Source organism: Pseudomonas sp. SO81 (assembly GCF_030374125.1).
Classification (GTDB): Bacteria; Pseudomonadota; Gammaproteobacteria; order Pseudomonadales; family Pseudomonadaceae; genus Aquipseudomonas.
This window is the reverse complement of record NZ_CP126126.1, coordinates 2,337,661-2,356,529: the sequence shown is the minus strand read 5'-3', so window position 1 is coordinate 2,356,529 and position 18,869 is coordinate 2,337,661. Positions and strand designations below refer to the sequence as shown.

19 protein-coding genes are annotated in these 18,869 nt (G+C 67.6%); 5 read left to right on the top strand and 14 right to left on the bottom strand.

Annotation, left to right across the window (positions count from 1 at the left end):
- Positions 1–66: 66 nt before the first annotated feature.
- On the top strand, positions 67–1,101 hold the full coding sequence (locus OH686_RS11185; protein ID WP_289538625.1) for an AraC family transcriptional regulator: 1,035 nt from the start codon (positions 67–69) through the stop codon (positions 1,099–1,101).
- A gap of 36 nt (positions 1,102–1,137) precedes the next feature.
- On the opposite strand, the gene ptsP is transcribed toward OH686_RS11185, so the two are convergent.
- Both ptsP and OH686_RS11175 read right to left on the bottom strand, forming a co-directional pair.
- Positions 1,138–3,417 carry a phosphoenolpyruvate--protein phosphotransferase gene (gene ptsP / locus OH686_RS11180; protein ID WP_289538623.1) on the bottom strand — a complete coding sequence of 760 codons (2,280 nt, stop codon included), beginning with the start codon at positions 3,415–3,417 and terminating at the stop codon, positions 1,138–1,140.
- A 19-nt stretch (positions 3,418–3,436) separates the two neighbouring features.
- A complete protein-coding gene (locus tag OH686_RS11175; RefSeq protein ID WP_137973730.1) occupies positions 3,437–3,916 on the bottom strand; it encodes an RNA pyrophosphohydrolase in 480 nt (159 codons plus the stop codon).
- A gap of 145 nt (positions 3,917–4,061) precedes the next feature.
- Here OH686_RS11175 and OH686_RS11170 point away from each other — a divergent pair, with 145 nt between their 5' ends.
- On the top strand, positions 4,062–4,718 hold the full coding sequence (locus tag OH686_RS11170) for a histidinol-phosphatase (protein WP_289538621.1): 657 nt from the start codon (positions 4,062–4,064) through the stop codon (positions 4,716–4,718).
- 3 nt (positions 4,719–4,721) lie between these two features.
- On the opposite strand, the gene OH686_RS11165 is transcribed toward OH686_RS11170, so the two are convergent.
- The 4 genes from OH686_RS11165 to ilvA are packed head-to-tail and all read right to left on the bottom strand — an operon-like array spanning position 4,722 to position 8,421.
- The gene (locus OH686_RS11165) at positions 4,722–5,189 is read right to left on the bottom strand and encodes a DUF2269 family protein (RefSeq protein WP_289538620.1); all 468 of its coding nucleotides are present in this window, start codon (positions 5,187–5,189) and stop codon (positions 4,722–4,724) included.
- Complete coding sequence (locus OH686_RS11160; RefSeq protein WP_289538618.1) at positions 5,186–6,454, bottom strand: SDR family oxidoreductase; 1,269 nt, start codon at positions 6,452–6,454, stop codon at positions 5,186–5,188. The genes OH686_RS11165 and OH686_RS11160 overlap by 4 nt, the downstream gene beginning before the upstream one ends.
- A complete protein-coding gene (locus tag OH686_RS11155; RefSeq protein WP_289538616.1) occupies positions 6,454–6,897 on the bottom strand; it encodes a DUF2269 family protein in 444 nt (147 codons plus the stop codon). The genes OH686_RS11160 and OH686_RS11155 overlap by 1 nt, the downstream gene beginning before the upstream one ends.
- A gap of 9 nt (positions 6,898–6,906) precedes the next feature.
- On the bottom strand, positions 6,907–8,421 hold the full coding sequence (gene ilvA, locus OH686_RS11150; protein WP_289538614.1) for a threonine ammonia-lyase, biosynthetic: 1,515 nt from the start codon (positions 8,419–8,421) through the stop codon (positions 6,907–6,909).
- Between the two features lie 187 nt (positions 8,422–8,608).
- On the opposite strand from ilvA, the gene rpiA reads away from it, so the two are divergent.
- Positions 8,609–9,280: a ribose-5-phosphate isomerase RpiA gene (gene rpiA / locus OH686_RS11145; RefSeq protein ID WP_289538612.1), complete on the top strand. Its 672-nt coding sequence runs from the start codon at positions 8,609–8,611 to the stop codon at positions 9,278–9,280.
- 295 nt (positions 9,281–9,575) lie between these two features.
- Here the strand turns inward: rpiA and OH686_RS11140 are convergent, their stop codons facing one another.
- The 8 genes from OH686_RS11140 to speB all read right to left on the bottom strand — a co-directional run bounded on the left by OH686_RS11140 (position 9,576) and on the right by speB (position 17,378).
- Positions 9,576–11,177 carry a 5-guanidino-2-oxopentanoate decarboxylase gene (locus tag OH686_RS11140; RefSeq protein ID WP_289538611.1) on the bottom strand — a complete coding sequence of 534 codons (1,602 nt, stop codon included), beginning with the start codon at positions 11,175–11,177 and terminating at the stop codon, positions 9,576–9,578.
- Positions 11,178–11,286: 109 nt separating this feature from the next.
- Complete coding sequence (locus tag OH686_RS11135; protein ID WP_289538609.1) at positions 11,287–12,006, bottom strand: class II aldolase/adducin family protein; 720 nt, start codon at positions 12,004–12,006, stop codon at positions 11,287–11,289.
- An 11-nt stretch (positions 12,007–12,017) separates the two neighbouring features.
- Positions 12,018–12,749 (bottom strand): amino acid ABC transporter ATP-binding protein, encoded by a 732-nt coding sequence (locus OH686_RS11130; RefSeq protein ID WP_289538607.1) that lies wholly within the window; start codon positions 12,747–12,749, stop codon positions 12,018–12,020.
- A gap of 10 nt (positions 12,750–12,759) precedes the next feature.
- Entirely contained in the window at positions 12,760–13,500 is a 741-nt protein-coding gene (locus OH686_RS11125) for an amino acid ABC transporter permease (protein ID WP_137973720.1), read from the bottom strand.
- Positions 13,501–13,596: 96 nt separating this feature from the next.
- Complete coding sequence (locus OH686_RS11120) at positions 13,597–14,409, bottom strand: transporter substrate-binding domain-containing protein (RefSeq protein WP_289538605.1); 813 nt, start codon at positions 14,407–14,409, stop codon at positions 13,597–13,599.
- 62 nt (positions 14,410–14,471) lie between these two features.
- Positions 14,472–15,995, bottom strand: a complete 1,524-nt coding sequence (locus OH686_RS11115; RefSeq protein ID WP_289538603.1) for a purine-cytosine permease family protein — start codon at positions 15,993–15,995, stop codon at positions 14,472–14,474.
- 22 nt (positions 15,996–16,017) lie between these two features.
- Positions 16,018–16,422, bottom strand: a complete 405-nt coding sequence (locus OH686_RS11110) for a YybH family protein (RefSeq protein WP_289538601.1) — start codon at positions 16,420–16,422, stop codon at positions 16,018–16,020.
- The gene (gene speB, locus OH686_RS11105) at positions 16,419–17,378 is read right to left on the bottom strand and encodes an agmatinase (RefSeq protein WP_137973716.1); all 960 of its coding nucleotides are present in this window, start codon (positions 17,376–17,378) and stop codon (positions 16,419–16,421) included. Before speB ends, OH686_RS11110 begins: the two co-directional genes overlap by 4 nt.
- A 174-nt stretch (positions 17,379–17,552) precedes the next feature.
- On the opposite strand from speB, the gene OH686_RS11100 reads away from it, so the two are divergent.
- Positions 17,553–18,446 carry a LysR family transcriptional regulator gene (locus OH686_RS11100; protein ID WP_137973715.1) on the top strand — a complete coding sequence of 298 codons (894 nt, stop codon included), beginning with the start codon at positions 17,553–17,555 and terminating at the stop codon, positions 18,444–18,446.
- Between the two features lie 65 nt (positions 18,447–18,511).
- Positions 18,512–18,844 carry a YegP family protein gene (locus OH686_RS11095; protein WP_289538597.1) on the top strand — a complete coding sequence of 111 codons (333 nt, stop codon included), beginning with the start codon at positions 18,512–18,514 and terminating at the stop codon, positions 18,842–18,844.
- Positions 18,845–18,869: the final 25 nt, after the last annotated feature.

The window sequence follows — 18,869 nt, the reverse complement described above, 5'->3', positions numbered from 1 at the left end:
GCTTCGGCCAGCGGCATTGACCGTAGACCTTGCGACTGGAATTCTCCGGTCAAACAAGGAGTCGCCATGAACCCGCTCGCCGGCGCCGCACCGCTGACCCATTCCGCCACCCTTCGGCGTCTGCTGTACGAGGCCCTGGCCGAGCTCGGCCATGATCCGGCAGCGATCTATCGGCGCACCAACCAGCATCGGCGGCTGGTACCGCCGCCCAGCGAGGGCCGCCTCAGCCACGACGAGGCGCCGCTGTTTTGGCTGGCCGCCGATGCATTGACCGGCGACGCCGATATCGGCCTGCACCTGGGCGAGATGATGAAGCCGCGCCTGCTCGATGTGGTCGGCTACCTGCTGCTGGCCAGTCGCGACTTGGAGCAGGCGCTACGCAGCTTCCTGCAGTTCCAGCACATCCTCGCCGGCGGCTTCGTCGCCCAGTTGCGTGTCGAGGGCGAGCGCGCCTGCCTGGTGCTGGACCTCAACTACCGCGGCTTCGGCCCGCTGCGCCAGCAGATGGAATGCTTGGCCCTGCTGTTCATCAAACTGCTGCGGCTGGTCACCGACGACGAGTTTCGTTTCGACGCTCTCGACTTCCGTCATGCACGTCCAAAACGCGTGACCGAGCACCGCCGGCTGTTCGGCCTGCTGCCGAGCTTCGCCCGCGAGCATGACGCCCTGTGGTTCCCCGCCGCGTTGCTCAAGCGCCCCTCGCGCAATGCCAACCCCGCACTGCACCGCCTGCTTTGGCAGCATGCCGAGGTGGAGCTGGCCGCCTTGGTGGAAAATGACCTGCTCAATCGCCTGAGCTACCTGATCGGCGTGCGCCTGGGGCGCGCCGACTGTTCGCTGCAGGCCTGCGCGGCCGAACTGGGCATGCCCGCCGCCGCCCTGCAGCGCGGCCTGGCCGCCCAGGGCAGCCACCTGCGCCAGTTGCGCGAGGCGATCCAGCAGGCCCGTGCCCATGCGCTGCTGCAGGACGGCCAGGCGATCCGCGAGGTGGCACGCGCCTGCGGCTTCGCCGAGTTGTCGCCGTTCTACCGGGCGTTCCGCCGCTGGTACGGCATCGCGCCGGATGCCTATCGGGCCAAGCTGTTGCGGGAGGAGGGATAGTCGAGCGGTTAAGGGCGCCGCGCAGGCGCCCGAAAATCAGCTCTGGATGGTCGCCGCCGGGTTGATCACGCGACCCAGGCCGAGGTTGCGCAGGGCCAGGTGCAGGGTGCTGTGGATCACCTGCGGGTTGTCGATGGCCATCAGGTGGCCGAGCAGTTCCTTGGCGCGGGTCGAGCTGATCTGGCGCAGCAGCCACTTCACCTTGGGCAGGTTGGTGGCGTTCATCGACAGGCTGTCGAAGCCCATGGCCAGCAGCAGCACGGCGGCCGCCGGGTCACCGGCCATCTCGCCGCAGATGCTCACCGGCTTGCCTTCGGCGTGGGCGCCGTCGACCACCAGCTTCAGCGCGTGCAGCACGGCCGGGTGGAGGAAGTCGTAGAGGTCGGCGACCCGCGGATTGTTGCGGTCCACCGCCAATAGATACTGGGTCAGGTCATTCGAGCCGACCGAGAGGAAGTCGACCTGGCGCGCCAGGTCGCGCACCTGGTAGACGGCGGCTGGGATCTCGATCATCACGCCCACCGGCGGCATGGGGATGTCCACGCCTTCGTCGCGCACCTCGCCCCAGGCGCGGTGAATCAGGTGCAGCGCCTCTTCCATCTCCTGCATGCCGGAAATCATCGGCAGGAGGATGCGCAGGTTGTTCAGGCCCTCGCTGGCCTTGAGCATGGCGCGTACCTGGACCAGGAAGATTTCCGGGTGGTCGAGGGTGATGCGGATGCCGCGCCAGCCGAGGAAGGGGTTCTCTTCCTTGATCGGGAAGTAGGAGAGCGCCTTGTCGCCGCCGATATCCAGGGTACGCATGGTCACCGGCAGCGGGTGGAAGGCGGCCAGCTGCTCGCGGTAGGTGGCCAGCTGTTCCTTCTCACTGGGGAAGCGCTCGCCATTCATGAACGGCACTTCGGTGCGGTACAGGCCGACGCCTTCGGCGCCGCGTTCCTGGGCGCGCTTCACGTCGGCCAGCAGGCCGGTGTTGACCCACAGCGGCAGGCGCTGGCCGTCCAGCGTCTCGCAGGGCAGCTCGCGCAGGGCGTCGAGGCCCTGGGCCAGTTGGCGCTCTTCTTCGACCACTTCGGCGTACTGCTTGCGCAGCAGATCGCTGGGGTTGGTGAAGACCTCGCCGTGGTAGCCGTCGACGATCAGCTCGATGCCGTCGACCTTGGAATAGGGCAGGTCGACCACACCCATGACCGTGGGGATGCCCATGGCACGGGCGAGGATGGCCACGTGGGAGTTGCCCGAGCCCTGCACCGAGATCAGGCCGACCAGCTTGCCTTCCGGCACCTGGCCGAGCATGGCCGGCGACAGTTCCTCGCTGACCAAGATGCTGTTGTCCGGGTAGACCAGGCTCTGCTTGCGCTCTTCCTGCAGGTAGGCGAGCAGGCGGCGGCCGAGGTCGCGCACGTCGCTGGCGCGTTCGCGCAGGTAGGCGTCGTCCATCAGCTCGAAGCGCGAGACGTGCTCGGTGACCACCTGGCGCAGGGCGCCCTGGGCCCACTGGCCGGTCTTGATGACCTTGCGCACCTCGTTACCGAGGGCGTTGTCGTCGAGCATCATCAGGTAGACGTCGAACAGCGCCAGCTCTTCCTTGCGCAGTTGGCTGGCGAGTTTCTCGGACAGCTCCTGCATGTCCTCGCGCACCCACTCCAGGGCCTTGCCGAACACTTCCAGCTCGGCCTCGATGTCGTCGATGGCCTTGTCCGGCACCACGTTCAGGTCGGCCGGCGGCAGCACCACCACGGCGGTACCCACGGCCGCGCCGGGGGCGCCGGGCACGCCGACGAAGCGCGCCTCCTGGATGCCCTTGCCCTGCTTGCCCAGGCCACGGATCGAGCCAGTGGCCTCGGCGTGGGCGATGACGCCAGCGAGCTGGGCGCTCATGGTGACCAGGAAGGCTTCCTCGCCCTCGTCGAACTGGCGGCGCTCCTTCTGCTGCACAACCAGTACGCCCATCACCCGCCGGTGGTGGATGATCGGTGCGCCGAGGAAGGAGGCGTAGCGCTCCTCGCCGGTCTCGGGGAAATACATGTAACGCGGGTGTTCGGAGGCGTGCTCGAGGTTGAGCGGCTCTTCGCGGGTGCCCACCAGGCCGACCAGGCCTTCGTTGGGCGCCATGCTGACCTTGCCGATGGAGCGCTTGTTGAGGCCGTCGGTGGCCATCAGCACGAAGCGCTTGGTCTCGGAGTCGAGCAGGTAGACGGAGCAGACCTGGCTGCCCATGGCCTCTTTCACCCGCTGCACGATGATCGTCAGCGCCGCCTTGAGATCCTTGGCGGCGTTTACTTCCTGGACGATCTTGCGCAGGGTGTTGAGCATGGCTCGCTATCGAACTCCGTCAGTCGCGCGCCAGCAGGCGCGGGGCTAATTCCTTCAGGGCGCGACGGTAGACCTCGCGCTTGAATGTCACTACCTGGTTCAGCGGGTACCAGTAACTCACCCAGCGCCAGCCATCGAACTCCGGCTTGCCGGTCAGGTCCATGCGCACCCGGCTCTCATCGCCGGTCAGACGCAGGAGAAACCACTTCTGTTTCTGCCCGATGCACAGCGGCTGGCTGTGGGTGCGCACCAGGCGCTGGGGCAGACGATAACGCAACCAGCCCCGGGTGCAGGCGAGAATCTTCACATCCTGCTGTTCCAGGCCGACTTCCTCGTTCAGCTCGCGGTACAGCGCCTGCTCAGCCGACTCGTTGGGGTTGATGCCGCCCTGGGGAAACTGCCAGGCGTCCTGGTTGATCCGCCGCGCCCACAGCACCTGGCCAACATCGTTGGTCAGGATGATGCCGACATTAGGGCGAAAACCATCGGAATCAATCACGGCACAGCACCTCGAAAACGCATGTTTCGGCATTGTTCCACAAAGGCCGCGGGCGCAGCAAACGCGCGGCTCGGCTAATGGGCAGTGGCGGTGAAAGCGGCTATTCTGACGCCCCCTCATGACCCTCCGAACCAGGTAATCCGACGTGCGCCTTGCCCTCTTCGACCTCGACAACACCCTGCTCGCCGGCGACAGCGACCACAGCTGGGGCGAATTCCTCTGCGACACCGGCCGGGTCGATGCCGTCGAGTACCGTGCGCGCAACGATGCCTTCTATGCCGACTACTGCGCCGGCAAGCTGGACGTGGTGGCCTACCAGAGCTTCACCCAGGCCATTCTCAGCCGCACCGAGGCCGCCGAGCTGGTGCGCTGGCAGGCCGAGTTCATGGCCGAGGTCATCGAGCCGATCATCCTGGCCAAGGGCGAGGCGCTGCTGCAGCAGCACCGCGAGGCGGGCGACAAGCTGGTGATCATCACCGCTACCAACCGCTTCATCACCGCGCCGATCGCCGCGCGCCTGGGCGTCGACACGCTGCTGGCCACCGAGTGCGGCATGCAGGACGGCCGCTACACCGGCCAGGTCGCCGGTGTGCCCTGCTATCAGGAAGGCAAGGTGACGCGGATGCAGCAGTGGCTGGCCGAGACCGGCCTGAGCCTGGACGGCAGCTACTTCTACAGCGACTCGCGCAACGACCTGCCGCTGCTGCAGGCGGCGAGCCACCCGGTGGCGGTCGACCCGGACGACACCCTGCGCGCCATCGCCGTCGAGCGCGGCTGGCCGGTGATCAGCCTGCGCGACTGAGCCTCACAGCGGCTTGGCCACCATCAGCCAGAAGATGGCGATAAAGGCGATAAAGGCCGGCCAGCCCAACACGAACCAGATGCGCATATAGCGGTTGGCCCGCTCCGGCAGCGCGCCGCCATCGCACAGCGCCGCGACGGCCATATCGCGCACGCGGATCTGCAGCCACAGCACCGGCAGCCAGCACAGCCCCGCCAGCACGAACAGCCCGGCACTCCACAGCAACCAGGATTGGCTCAGCGGCCAGCCCGCGATCTTGGCCAGGGCCAGGCCGGATAGCGGCTGAAAGACCGCCGTCGTCGCGATAAACAGCCAGTCGGCGGTGACCAGGTGGCGGAAGGTGGTGGCGATCACCTGCACCTCGCCGCTGCGCCAGGCGCGCAGGGCGTAGTAGGCCGAGCCCAGGCCGGTGCCGAACAGTAGGGTGGAGGAGAGGATGTGCAGGGTCTTGAGCAGCAGGTACAGACTCATCGTGGTCTCGTCGTCGAGGCGGAAAGTCCCAGCAGCCAGACACTCAGCAGCAGGACCGCGAAATTCTTGCCCACCGCCATATAGGGGTCGAACCAGTAGTGGGGCAGCAGCAGGCTGATCACCAGGCTATAGACCAGCATCAGAGCGATCTGTGCCTGCAGGGCGCAGCTGCGCCAGCGTCGGGGCAGCAGCGCCAGGCCGAGCAGACCGTCCAGCAGGGCGCCGCCGATCACGGCCAGGCGCGCCGGAAGACCCTCGATGCCGGCCTCGGCCATGATCCGCAGGCCCCAGTCGAAGCCTGGCCCCAGGCAGACCACCGCGGTCCCCAGCCAGATCAGCGCGAGTACCAGCAGCACCAGGGGTTGCAGCGCCATCGCCAGGCTCTGCGCCGGTTGCGGCCAGTGCTGCAGGCGGCTCGCCAGTGGCGCGGCGCGATAGCCGCAGGCCTGCTCCAGTAGTGCGGGGTCGGCAAGGTTGTCGTGCTCGCTCAGCCGCAGGGTCTGGCGATTCAGCGCCTGCCAGCCCAGTCGCTCGCCCAGTGCCGCGCCGAGCCGCGCGAGCGGCGCCGGTACGGTGAAGTAGCGAGCCGGGCGCCAGCCCTGGGCCTGGCGCAAGGCATCGATCAGCTCGCCCTGGGTCAGCGCCTGCGGGCCTACCAGCGGCAGCACGCTCGGCCGTGCCGGCCAGTTGCGCAGCAGCGCCAGGATGGCCGCGTAGAGGTCGTCGACATGCAGCGGCTGCAGCCGTGCCCGGTTGCCCAGCAGCGGTATCAGTGGCAGCGGTGACAGCCGTTGCAGCCAGGCGCTGCTGGCGCCGCCCGGTCCCACGACCAGCGAGGGCCGCAGCACTACGGCCGGGATGCCGAGGCTCAGCAGATGCTGGTCGGCCTCCGCCTTGCTGGCCAGGAAGGGAATATCGGGATGCTCGCCGGCGCCCAAGGCGGAAATCTGCAGCACGGCGGCGCCATGCCGTTTGGCCAGCTCGAACAGGGCGCCGGCGCCATCGCGTTGCAGGCGCCGCATGTGCTCGCCGTCGGTGGAGAGTTCGCCGCTGGCGTTGATCACCAGTTCGATGCCGTCCGGCCAGGCAAAGCTGTCGGGCTGGTCCGCCAGCTGCAGCAGATCCAGCGTGCGCCACTGCACACCGGGCAGCGCGAGTGCCGCAGCCTGGCGGCGGGTGGCGACCACCGAGTGTCCGGCCAGGCTCAGGGTGTCGAGCAGGTGGCGGCCGATGAAGCCGCCGGCGCCGACCAGCAGGATGCGCATCAGGCCGGCTTGGCCCCCATCAGGGCGAAGATCGCCAGCAGCAGGATCAGCACCAGCGCGGCGTAGGCGATGACGAAGCGCAGCAGCATGACCGGCACCGCGTCGTTGGCGACGGCCGCCTGCCAGGCGCCGAGGCGGTTGTGCAGCAGCAGGCCGAACAGCACCAGCAGGCCGAACAGCTTGGCGCTGAACAGCAGCCAGCTGGCGCCCAGCGACAGGCCCAGGGTGTGCACCAGCCACCAGCCGGTGACCGGCAGGCTCAGGGTGAGCAGGCCGATGGCCGGCATGCTGTACAGACGGGTGATCCGCAGCTTGCGGGTCAGGATCGCCGCATCCCCGGACTTGTTCGCCTTCCACAGCATGAAGGCGTGGGCGATGAAGCCCGCTAGGATCAGCACGGCGGGAATCAGGTGGGCGTACTTCAGCAGCTGGTAGTGTTCCATCAGCATTCCTTAACCGAGGAAGAGCTTGTAGGCCGGGTTGTCGGTCTCGTCCCAGTAGGGATAGCCGATGGCGTCGAAGGCTGCCGGGATCTGTTCGCGCTCCTCCGCCGGCACCTGCAGGGCGGCCAGCACGCGGCCGTCGGCGGCGCCGTGGTTGCGGTAGTGGAACATGGTGATGTTCCAGCGCCCGCCCAGGCGGTTGAGGAAGTTGAACAGCGCGCCCGGCCGCTCGGGGAACTCGAAGCGGAACACCACCTCGTCCGCCACTGCCGCCGCATGGCCGCCCACGGTGTGGCGGATGTGCAGCTTGGCCAGCTCGTTGTCGGTCAGGTCCAGCACCGGGAAGCCCTGGCTGCGCAGATTCTCCACCAGCGCCTGACGCGGGTCGTTCTCCGGGTGAGTCTGCACGCCGACGAAGATGTGCGCCTCGCGGTCGGTGTGGTAGCGGTAGTTGAACTCGGTGATCTGGCGCTTGCCGATCGCCTCGCAGAAGGCCTTGAAGCTGCCCGGCCGCTCGGGGATGGTCACGGCGATGATCGCCTCGCGCTTCTCGCCCAGCTCGGAACGCTCGGCCACATGGCGCAGGCGGTCGAAGTTGATGTTGGCGCCCGAGTCGATGCCGACCAGCACCTTGTCGCGCAGGCCTTCACGCTCCACGTACTTCTTGATCCCGGCCACGGCCAGGGCACCGGCCGGCTCGGTGATCGAGCGGGTGTCGTCGTAGATGTCCTTGATCGCCGCGCAGATCTCGTCGGTGCTGACGGTGATCACCTCGTCGACATGGTCCTTGCAGATATCGAAGTTGTGCTTGCCGATCTGCGCCACGGCCACGCCGTCGGCGAACAGGCCGACCTGCGACAGCACCACGCGCTCGCCGGCGGCCATGGCGGCCTGCAGGCAGTTGGAGTCGTCCGGCTCGACACCGATGATCTTGATATCCGGGCGCAGGTACTTCACGTAGGCGGTGATGCCGGCGATCAGGCTGCCGCCACCGACCGGCACGAAGATGGCGTCCAGCTGGCCCGGCTGCTGGCGCAGGATCTCCATGGCCACGGTGCCCTGGCCGGCGATCACGTCCGGGTCGTCGTATGGCGGCACGAAGGTGTAGCCCTTTTCCTCGGCCAGCTTCAACGCATGAGCCAGCGCCTCGGGGAAGGCGTCGCCGTGCAGCACCACCTTGCCGCCGCGCGAGCGCACGCCCTGGATCTTGAGCTCCGGGGTAGTGCGTGGCATGACGATGGTGGCCTTGATGCCGAGCTTGGCCGCCGCCAGGGCCAGGCCCTGGGCATGGTTACCGGCCGAGGCGGCGATCACGCCCTGGGCCTTTTCGACGTCGGACAGCTGCGCCACGCGGTTGTAGGCGCCGCGAATCTTGAACGAGTACACCGGCTGCAGATCCTCGCGCTTGAGCAGAATCTGGTTGCCCAGCCGCTCGGTGAGCTGGCGGGCGGGTTGCAGCGGGGTTTCCACCGCGACGTCATAGACGCGCGAGGTGAGGATCTTCTTTACGTACTGTTCGAGCATCACGGGCTTCACTGGCGGGCTTTTCACGGATTCTGGAGTCTACCCCAGCGCTTCGACCGGCGGCCACCGACAGTCCGCAGCAAAAGCCGCATATCAGTAGGGCTGTGGCGATAAAACGCAGCCGATTGCCCTAGGCAGGAGGCTATAATTCGGCCCTTCCCGTATTTCCCAGGCGCAGAACCCCGCGATGACCCAGGATCAGCTCAAGCAGGCGGTGGCCCAGGCCGCCGTCGACCATATCCTTCCCTTCCTCGACAGCAAGAGCGTGATCGGCGTCGGCACCGGCTCCACCGCCAACTGCTTCATCGACGCCCTGGCCCAGCACAAGATGGCCTTTGACGGCGCCGTGGCCAGCTCCGAAGCCACCGCCGCGCGCCTCAAGGGCCATGGCATCCCGGTGTACGACCTGAACAGCGTCAGCGAGCTGGAGTTCTACATCGACGGCGCCGACGAGAGCGACGAGCGCCTCAACCTGATCAAGGGCGGCGGCGCTGCGCTGACCCGCGAGAAGATCGTCGCGGCGGTGGCCAAGACCTTCATCTGCATCGCCGACGCCAGCAAGCTGGTGCCGGTGCTCGGCGCCTTCCCGCTGCCGGTGGAAGTCATCCCCATGGCCCGCAGCCACGTGGCGCGCCAGCTGGTGAAGCTGGGCGGCGACCCGGTGTACCGCGAGGGCGTGGTGACCGACAACGGCAATATCATCCTCGACGTGCACAACATGTCGATCACCGACCCGGTGAAGCTGGAGGCCGATATCAACGCCATCGTCGGCGTGGTCACCAACGGCCTGTTCGCCGCGCGCCCGGCCGATCTGCTGCTGCTCGGCACCCCTGAGGGCGTGAAGAGCCTCAAGGTTTGAGCGGAGAGAGCCTGTAGCCCGGACTTCAGTCCAGGACACCGCCAGCCCCGGACTGAAGTCCGGGCTACGGCCTGCTGCTTGGCGGCAGCGAAGGTGCGAAAGGCCTCAAGGCCTGAGCCCGGGGGCGCACCAGCGTAGGAGCGAGCTCTGCTCGCGAACCAAGCCCCGGCAAAGCTTCGCGAGCAGAGCTCGCTCCTACAGGATCAGGTCGTAGGGTGGGTGAAATCGCGTTGCTCTCTTGCGCGGGTTGCACCCGCCCTACAAAGAAAACCCGGCCTAGGCCGGGTTTTTCATTTCAGGGCGCGAAGGGCGGCGACTCCAGCACCTCGATGATCAGTGGCCGGTCGCTCGGCGCGTCCTTCAATAGCTGCTGCAGGTGCGCCAGATCGCGCGCGCGTTCCGCTGCGCAGCCAAAGCCACGGGCGATGGCGAGGAAGTCCGGGGTGTAAATATCCACGCCGATCGGGGTGATGTCGCGGCGCTCCATGTAGCGCTTGATCTCGCCATAGCCCGAGTTGTTCCACAGCAACACGACTATGCCGATGCCGGCCTCCACCGCGCTGGCCAGTTCGGGCAGGGTGAACTGGATACCGCCGTCGCCCATCAGGCTGATCACCGGGCAGCCCGGCTCGGCCAGCTTGGCGCCGAGCGCCGCGGGCAGGCCGTAGCCCAGCGTGCCGTAGCCGGTAGAGGCGTTGAACCAGCGCCGCGCGCCGTCCAGCTCGACCAGGTGGTTGCCGCTGTACACGGTCTGCGTCGAGTCGCCGACAAAGCGCGCCTCGGGAAGCACTTCCAGTACCGCATCGAACAGCGCGCGGTAGTGCGTCCAGCCGCTGAAGCCCTCGGCCAGCTCTGCCTGCACGGCGGCGGTGCGCCTCGCGCCGGGGCTGTCAGAGCTGGCCTCGCGCGGCTGCAGTTCGGCCAGCAGCATGCGCATGGCCAGGCGCGCGTCGCCCTGGATCGCCAGGGTCGGGGCGTGGTTGCGGTGCAACTGCTGCGGGTCGATATCGATGCGGATCAGCCGCCCGGGCAGCTTGAAGTTGCCGTCGAACACCACGTCGTAATCGGTCTCGCCCAGCTCGGTGCCGATGGCCAGCACCAGGTCGGCCTGCAGCGCCAGCTGGCGCACCGGCACCAGCGCCTGGTTGCTGCCCAGCAGCAGCGGGTGACCCGGTGGCAGCAGGCCCTTGGCGTTGATGGTCAGCGCGGTCGGTGCGTCCAGCGCGGCGGCCAGGGCGCGTGCCTCAGCCTGGGCCTCGACGCAGCCGCCGCCTAGCAGCAGCAGCGGGCGCTCGGCGCTCTTGAGCAGGCCGGCGGCCTCGCGCAGCAGGCTGCGATTGGGCGCCGGGCGCGCCTGGCGCGGCTTGGGTTGCACGCGCATATGGGTGGCGTCGGCGGTGATGATGTCCAGCGGCAGCTCGATATGCACCGGCCGCGGCCGCTCGCCCTCGAACACGGCGAAGGCGCGGGCCAGCACCGCCGGCAGCTCCTCGACGCTCATCAGGGTGTGGCTGAAGGCGGATACGCCGGCGACCATCGCGCTCTGGTTGGGCAGCTCGTGCAGGTAGCCGTTGCCGTGGCCGAGGCGGGCGCGCTCGTTGACGCTGGAGATCACCAGCATGGGAATGGAGTCGGCGTAGGCCTGGCCCATGGCGGTGAGGATATTGGTCATGCCCGGGCCGGTGATGATGAAGCACACCCCCGGCTTGCCGCTGACGCGGGCATAGCCGTCGGCCATAAAGCCGGCGCCCTGCTCGTGACGCGGGGTGATATGGCGGATCTTGCTGGCCGGCAGGCCGCGGTACAGCTCGACGGTGTGTACGCCGGGGATGCCGAACACGGTGTCGACGCCCCAGGCCTCCAGCTGCTTGACGAGAAATTCACCGCAGGTGGTCATGGTCTGTTCCTTCCGATGACGCGGGATAAAAATGCGACTCCAGTCGGGACGGCTGGAGTCGCCAGGGCCGGCCACATCGAGTGTGGGGGATGGGCCGGCATTCGCATGCTCAGTTGCGGTAATCGGGACACTCACGGTCCAGCTTGCGCAGCCAGGCCTGCCACAGCAGCGGGCGCTGCCACTCGCTGCCCTGGAACTGCTCGCAGGCGTGCTGGCTGAGCGCCTCGGACATCTCGCGCACGCCGGCCAGGGGCGCGGCGGCCAGCTGGATATCGCAGGCCTTGTTCAGGTAGTACATCACGTAGAAGGCATCCGCCACGCTGGCGCCGACGCTGAGCAGGCCGTGGTGGCGCAGGATCAGCGCGATGTTGTCGCCCAGCGAGGCCACCAGGCGCTCGCGCTCGCCCAGGTCGAGGGCGATGCCCTCATAGTCGTGGTAGCCGACCCGCCGGTGGAACTCGGCGCTGATCTGGTTGAGCTGCAGCAGGCCGCCGTCCGCCGCGGCCACCGTCATACCCGCCATAGTGTGGGTGTGGATCACGCAGTGGGCGTCGGCGCGGGCCATGTGCATGGCGCTGTGGATGGTGAAGCCGGCCACGTTGTAGTCGGCCCCGCCCTCCAGCACGCGGCCGTCCATGTCGACCACGATCAGGTCACTGGCGCGGATCTCCTCGAACAGCAGGCCGAAGGGGTTGATCAGAAAGCGCGGCGCCACGCCGGGCAGGCGCACCGAGAAATGGGTGTACAGGGTGTCGTCCCAGCCGAAGCGCGCGGCCAGCCGGTAGGCCGCGGCCAGGTCGCGGCGCAGCAGGGCTTCTTGTTTGTCCATCGGGCGCTCCATCAGTGGCGGATCTGCGACAGGAAGGCGCGGGTGCGCGGGTGCTGCGGATTGTCGAAGAACTCCGCCGGGCTGGCGGTCTCGACTATCTGGCCGGCGTCCATGAACACCACGCGGTCCGCCACCTTGCGCGCGAAGCCCATCTCGTGGGTCACGCAGAGCATGGTCATGCCGTCGCCGGCCAGTTCGGTCATCACCTCCAGCACCTCGCCGACCATCTCCGGGTCGAGCGCCGAGGTCGGCTCGTCGAACAGCATCACCTTGGGGCTCATGCACAGCGCGCGGGCGATGGCCACGCGTTGCTGCTGGCCGCCGGAGAGCTGGCCGGGCTTCTTGTGCGCCTGGCTGCCGATGTGCACACGGCCGAGGTACTTCATGGCCAGCGCCTCGGCGTCCTGGCGTGACAGGCCGCGCACCTTCATCGGCGCCAGGGTGCAGTTGTCCAGCACGGTCAGGTGGGGGAACAGGTTGAAGTTCTGGAACACCATGCCCACCTCGCGGCGCACGTGGTCGCCGCCGGCGCGGGTCGAGACGTCCTGGCCCTCGACGGTGATGGTGCCCGTGTCATGTGGGTTGAGGCGGTTGATGCAGCGGATCAGGGTCGACTTGCCGGAGCCCGAGGGCCCGCAGATGACGATCTTCTCGCCCTGCTCGACGGACAGGTCGATGCCCTGCAGCACCTGGAAGCTGTCGTAGCGCTTGCCGACCTGGTGCAGACGGATGATTTCGCTCATGAGGCTCTCCTCAGATGCGGCGCATGCGCGCCAGGGTACGTTGCACCAGGCCGACCGGGGCGGCGGCGACGGCCACCGAATCCCACGACAGCCGGCGTTCCAGGCCGCCCTGCAGCCAGGTCAGGCTGTAGACCATGGCCAGGTAGTAGACCAGGGCCACGGCGTAGTACTCGGAGAACTGGAAGGTGGTGGAGACCGTCTGCGAGGTCACCGCCATCAGCTCCTGCAGGGAGATCACCGAGGCCAGCGAAGTGATCTTGAGCAGGGTGATGAATTCGTTGGAGGTCGGCGGAATGGCGATGCGCGCGGCCTGCGGCATGATCACGTGGCGGAAGATCTGCCAGCGCGACAGGCCCAGCGCATGGCCGGCGGCGTACTGGCCACGGTCCACGGCCTTCAGTGCGGCGCGGTTGATCTCCACCTGGTAGGCCGCCTCGTTGATCGACAGGGCGATCCAGGCGGCGAAGAACGGGGTGAACCACTCCTCGCGGAAGATCGGGAAGAACTGCGGCAGGGCGTTCCACACGAACAGCAGCTGCAGCAGGGTCGGCGCGCCGCGGAACACGCTGAGCACGCCGCGCAGGGTGGCGCGGGCCGGGTTGTTGGGGCCGTCCAGGGCGAGGGCGGCGGGGATCGAGATGAGGATGCCCACCGAGTGTGCCAGCAGGGCCAGCAACAGGGTGATGCAGGCGCCGCGGAAGAAGTGGTAGGAGGTCAGGGCATCCCAGAAGACGGCGACATCGAAGTTCATGTGCGTGTCCTGCGTGAAGGAAGCGGGCGCCCGCTGCATTGGCGCGGACGCGATGTTGAGGAGCACAGCCCGCCCGTTGCCGGGCGGGCCGGGACCTTACTGGGCGGTGTCCAGATTGGCCGGGTCGAGCTTCCACTTCTCGGCGATGGCCTTGAGCGTGCCGTCGGCCTTGAGCGCCTCGACGGCGGCCTGCACGGCGGCCTTGTCGGCATCGACCGGGCGCATGTAGGCACCGAAGATGTCCTTCTCGGGGAAGCTGTAGAGGGTCTTGAACTGGCCCGGGGTCTGCAGCTCGCGGTAGGCCAGCTCGGTGTCCTGGGACAGGCCGGCGGCGGCGCGGCCGACCAGCACCTGCTGGGCCACGTCGCTGCCCTTGGGGTAGGTCTGCAGGGTGGCCGGAGTCTTGCCGGCGGCCGTCAGGTCGGCGTTGAGCTTCTCCATGATGGCCACGTACTGGGTGCCCGACTGCACGGCCACGACCTTGCCGGAGAGATCCTCCAGGGTGTTCAGCTTGAGGTCGCTCTTGCCGCTGCCGAAGACGATGGTGGCGGTGGCGAGGTAGGGCACCGCATGCAGCTTCTGGGTACGCTCGGGGGTTACCAGGGCGCCGCTGATCACCGCGTCGCAACGCTTGGCGTCGAGGCCCGGCAGCAGGCCGGTGAACTCGGTGACGATGAAGCGCGGCTGCACGCCCCAGTGCTTGGCCAGGGCACGGATCAGGTCGGTGTCGAAGCCGCTCGGCTCGCGGTCGCCGGTCTTCTCGAAGAACTCCATCGGTGGGTAGGTCGGGTCGGAGCAGACCTGGAAGCTGCCCGATTCGACGAAGGAGGGCTTGCCGGCGGCCAGCAGGCCGGTGCTCAGGGTGGCGGCCAGCACAGCGCTGGCCAGTTGCAGCGGACGTTTGTTCATGGTGACTCCCGTTCAGGCTAGATGCATCGTTTATTGGCAGTACGTGGGAAAAGCCTTTCTTGTTATGCAGCCTCAGGTGCGCCCTGAGTAATGGGTTGCTGATGGGGCTTGCCCGCCTTGACCCAGCGCGGCCCCTTGGGACCATAGACGGCGGCGGGCTCGGGGAAGAGCAAGAGCAGCAGCAGGTAGAGCACCGCGGCCAGGCCGAGGGTCACCGGCAGGCTGATGTCGATGCCGCCGGCCAGCTCGCCGAGCGGGCCGACGAACTGCCCCGGCAGGTTGACGAAGCACAGGCCGACCACCGCGCTGGGGATCCAGGCGCCCATGCCGCGCCAGTTCCAGCCGTTGTGGAACCAGTAGGCCCCGCCGCGCTGGCCGCGGGTGAACACCTGCAGGTCGTCGGCGTGGTAGAAGCCGCGGCGCACCAGCAGGCCGATGATCATGATCACCATCCACGGGCTGGTGCAGGTGATGATCAGCACGGCGAAGGTGGACACGCTCTGCACCAGGTTGAAGGCGAAGCGGCCGACGAAGATGAAGGCGATCGACAGCAGGCCGATCAGCAATGTGGCCTGCACCCGGCTGAGCAGGCGCGGCAGCACGCTGGACATGTCCAGGCCGGTGCCATACAGCGCGGTGGTGCCGGTGGACATGCCGCCGATCACGGCGATCAGGCACACCGGCAGGAAGAACCAGGTGGGCGATACGGCCAGCAGGCCGCCGACGTAGTTGTAGCTGGCGATGTAGTCCGGTGCGCGGGCCGCGACTATGGTCGCGGTGATCAGGCCGAAGAAGAACGGGATCAGGGTGCCGACCTGGGCACCGATCACCGCCAGCATGATGCGTTTCTGCGAGGTCTCGCGCGGGATGTAGCGCGACCAGTCGCCGAGGAAGGCGCCGAACGACACCGGGTTGCTCATGGCCAGCAGGGCGGCGCCGATGAAGGCGGCCCAGAAACCGGCCTGGCCGAGCTGCACGCTGCCGGCGTAGGCCGCGTCGAACGGACCGAAGAAGGCCGCGGCGCCGAGCAGGAACAGCAGGCTGGCGGCCCACACGGCGATCTTGTTGACCCACAGCATGAAGCGGAAGCCGTAGATGCACACGATCAGCACCAGCACGGCGAACAGGCCGTAGGCCAGGCCCAGGCTGAGGTCGCTGTCCTCCAGGCCGACCAGGCGCTTGGCGCCGCCGACCAGGGCATCGCCCGAGCTCCACACCGACAGCGAGAAGAAGGCGATGGCGGTGAGCAGCGAGAGGAACGAGCCGACGATGCGCCCGTGCACGCCCAAGTGGGCGCCGGACGACACCGCGTTGTTGGTGCCGTTGAGCGCGCCGAACAGGCCCATGGGCGCGAGGATCAGCGAGCCGACCAGCACGCCGAGCAGGATGGCCCAGGCGCCGGCCTGGAACGACAGACCGAAGATCACCGGGAAGCTGCCCAGCACTGCGGTGGAGAAGGTATTGGCGCCGCCGAAGATCAGGCGGAACAGGTCGAACGGCTTGGCCGTGCGTTCGCCGGCGGGGATCTGTTCGACCCCGAAGGCTTCTATCTGTGTGATGGCGTGCTGCTTATTGTTGTTATGCATTTCTGTCTCCCGGGATGCCTTGTCAGATTGGCGGCAGCTGCTCCGGCATGGCCGATAAGTGTTCGTGACAGGCCAGCCAGCGGCCCTGTTCTTGTTGTTGGAAGACGATGGTCTCCCGTTCCTGGCTGTCCACCACGCGGCCGTCCACCTGCAAACGGGTGGTCACGTCGTGGATGAAGATCGCCAGCCCGTCGTGCAGGCTGACCATTGGGTTGCTCGGCTCGCAGGCCAGCACGCGGAAGCCGTCGCGCTGCCACTGGTCCCACAGCTCGCGGTAGGCGGCGCGCGACGGCAGCACCCGACCGTGGCCATGGAAGACGAAGGTGGCGTCCTCGCTGAAGGCGGCGAAGTAGGCCTCGGTGTCGTTGGCGGCGAAGGCCGCCACCAGCGCACGGGCGGCCTCGAGCACCTGTTGCGCGGCGATCATTTGTGTTGCACGCCCGGCAGGATGCAGAGCATCTCGTACAGCAGGTTGGCGCCCAGCAGCGAGGTGTTGCCGGTGGTGTCGTAGGGCGGGGAGACCTCGACCAGGTCGCAGCCGACGATGTCCAGGCCCTGGCAGCCGCGAACGATCTCCATGGCCTGGATAGTGGTCAGGCCGCCGATTTCCGGGGTGCCGGTGCCGGGCGCCCAGGCCGGGTCGATGCCGTCGATGTCGAAGCTCAGGTACACCGGGCCGCCGCCGACCTTCTCGCGCACTTCGGCCATCAGCGGCGCGAGGGACTTGTGCCAGCACTCCTCGGCCTGCACCACGCGGAAGCCCTGCTTGCGGCTCCAGTTGAAGTCCTCGGCGGTGTAGCCCTGGGCGCGCAGGCCGATCTGCACCACGCGCTGGCAGTCGAGCAGGTCCTCTTCCACGGCGCGGCGGAAGGTGGTGCCGTGGGCGATCTTCTCGCCGAACATGTGGTCGTTGACGTCGGCATGGGCGTCGATATGCACCAGGCCGACCTTGCCGTGCTTCTTCTTGATCGCGCGCAGGATCGGCAGGGTGATGGTGTGGTCGCCACCCAGGGTCAGCGGCAGGATGCCGTGCTCGAGGATGCGGTCGTAGGACTCCTCGATGATGCGCACGGCGTCGAGCAGGTTGAAGGTGTTGATCGCCACGTCGCCGATATCGGCGACGTTCAGCGAGTCGAACGGCGCGGCGCCGGTGGCCATGTTGTACGGACGGATCATCACCGATTCGGCGCGGATCTCGCGCGGGCCGAAGCGGGTGCCGGAGCGCAGCGAGGTGCCGATGTCGAGCGGCACGCCGACGAAGGCGGCATCCAGTTTGGCGAGCTCGGCGGGGTCCTGGATATGCGGCAGGCGCAGCATGGTGGCGATGCCGCCGAAGCGCGGCATTTCATTGCCGCCCAGGGGCTGGTGGAGTTCTTTATCCACGGGTGGCCTCACGGTGTTGTGTTTGTAATCGAGCCACGGGGAGCGAGCCCCATGGCCAAGGCGTGAGGCGGATTCTTCTGCCGAATCGCAACGGGAAGAATCGCTGCGGTGAAATAATTAGTTCAGAAATTTCAAAACTAATGGCAGCCTGGGCACGTTCGCCGGAGACCGCCCATGACCCTCGCCCTGCCCGATATCAAGCTGCTGCGCATCTTCGCCACCGTGGTGCGCTGCCAGGGGTTCGCCGCCGCCCAGCAGGAGCTCAACCTGTCGACTTCGGCGATCAGCACCTACATGAGCCAGCTGGAGACCCAGCTGGGCCTGAGCCTGTGCCATCGCGGCCGCGGCGGCTTCAGCCTGACCAGCAAGGGCGAGCTGTTCCACCAGGAGTGCCTGCGCCTGCTGTCCGAACTGGAAGGCTTCGAGCGCTACTCGGCGGCGCTCAAGGGCGAGCTGCGCGGCACCCTCAACCTCGGCGTGCTGGATTCCACGGTAAGCGACCCGGCCCTGCCGCTGGCCGAGGTGATCGGCGCCTACAGCCAGGAACACCCGGCCGTGCACCTGCACCTGGCGGTGCTGAGCCCGGCCGAGCTGCAGCTGGCGGTGCTGGAGAATCGCCTGGACCTGGCCATCGGCGCCTTCTACACGCGGATGAACGGCCTCACCTACCAGGCCCTGTACCGCGAGCAGCACTGGCTGTACTGCAGCGACCGCCACCCGCTGTTCGAGCAGCGCAAGATTCCCGCCGAGGTGATCACCCAGCAGCGCATGGTCGGCCGTGGCTACTGGAGCCAGAGCGAGCTGGCCCGCCACGGCTTCAAGCACAGCGCGGCGACGGTGGAGTCGATGGAGGCGCAGCTGATCCTGGTGCTGTCCGGCGCCTATATCGGCTACCTGCCGGAGCACTACGCCCAGCCCTGGGTGGAGCAGGGCCGGCTCAAGGTGCTGCTGCCGACCACCTTCGGCTACCAGGCGCCCTTCAGTCTGGCCCTGCGTCGCGGGCGCTCGCGCGAGCCGCTGATCCAGACCTTCCGCGACCGCCTGAAGAGCCAGCTCGACCCGGCCTGATGGGCGCGCCGTTGCGCTTTGCATCTGCGGCTACGCTTAGCTGACTTCACCAAGGAGGTCCGGCCATGGCCAGCAAGTTCCACCTGAAGAAAGCCAGCAACGAGCAGTTCCATTTCAACCTGCACGCCGGCAACGGCGAGATCATTCTCGGCAGCGAGCAGTACAAGGCCAAGCACTCGGCCCTGGACGGCATCGAGTCGGTGCGCAAGAACGCCCAGCGCGCAGACGCCTTCGAAATCAAGGCGGCCGCCGGTGGCAAGTTTCACTTCGTGCTCAAGGCCAGCAACGGCCAGGTGATCGGCACCAGCCAGCTGTATGCCAGCGAGGCCAGTGCCAAGGCGGGTACCGAGTCGGTAAGGAACAACGCGCCGGGCGCGGGCGTGCAGGACGACGCCTGAGGGAAGCCGGGCGATCATCCCCGCC

Excerpts from the sequence above, each read along its gene's own strand:
- rpiA (WP_289538612.1), top strand. The coding sequence starts at position 8,609 with ATGACCCAGGATCAGCTCAAGCAGGCGGTGGCCCAGGCCGCCGTCGAC.
- OH686_RS11160 (WP_289538618.1), bottom strand. The coding sequence starts at position 6,454 with ATGCGCATCCTGCTGGTCGGCGCCGGCGGCTTCATCGGCCGCCACCTG.
- OH686_RS11135 (WP_289538609.1), bottom strand. The coding sequence starts at position 12,006 with ATGGACAAACAAGAAGCCCTGCTGCGCCGCGACCTGGCCGCGGCCTAC.
- OH686_RS11100 (WP_137973715.1), top strand. The coding sequence starts at position 17,553 with ATGACCCTCGCCCTGCCCGATATCAAGCTGCTGCGCATCTTCGCCACC.
- OH686_RS11110 (WP_289538601.1), bottom strand. The coding sequence starts at position 16,422 with ATGATCGCCGCGCAACAGGTGCTCGAGGCCGCCCGTGCGCTGGTGGCG.
- OH686_RS11185 (WP_289538625.1), top strand. The coding sequence starts at position 67 with ATGAACCCGCTCGCCGGCGCCGCACCGCTGACCCATTCCGCCACCCTT.
- OH686_RS11165 (WP_289538620.1), bottom strand. The coding sequence starts at position 5,189 with ATGAGTCTGTACCTGCTGCTCAAGACCCTGCACATCCTCTCCTCCACC.
- OH686_RS11140 (WP_289538611.1), bottom strand. The coding sequence starts at position 11,177 with ATGACCACCTGCGGTGAATTTCTCGTCAAGCAGCTGGAGGCCTGGGGC.
- ptsP (WP_289538623.1), bottom strand. The coding sequence starts at position 3,417 with ATGCTCAACACCCTGCGCAAGATCGTCCAGGAAGTAAACGCCGCCAAG.
- OH686_RS11095 (WP_289538597.1), top strand. The coding sequence starts at position 18,512 with ATGGCCAGCAAGTTCCACCTGAAGAAAGCCAGCAACGAGCAGTTCCAT.
- OH686_RS11125 (WP_137973720.1), bottom strand. The coding sequence starts at position 13,500 with ATGAACTTCGATGTCGCCGTCTTCTGGGATGCCCTGACCTCCTACCAC.
- OH686_RS11120 (WP_289538605.1), bottom strand. The coding sequence starts at position 14,409 with ATGAACAAACGTCCGCTGCAACTGGCCAGCGCTGTGCTGGCCGCCACC.
- OH686_RS11130 (WP_289538607.1), bottom strand. The coding sequence starts at position 12,749 with ATGAGCGAAATCATCCGTCTGCACCAGGTCGGCAAGCGCTACGACAGC.
- OH686_RS11115 (WP_289538603.1), bottom strand. The coding sequence starts at position 15,995 with ATGCATAACAACAATAAGCAGCACGCCATCACACAGATAGAAGCCTTC.
- OH686_RS11155 (WP_289538616.1), bottom strand. The coding sequence starts at position 6,897 with ATGGAACACTACCAGCTGCTGAAGTACGCCCACCTGATTCCCGCCGTG.
- ilvA (WP_289538614.1), bottom strand. The coding sequence starts at position 8,421 with ATGCTCGAACAGTACGTAAAGAAGATCCTCACCTCGCGCGTCTATGAC.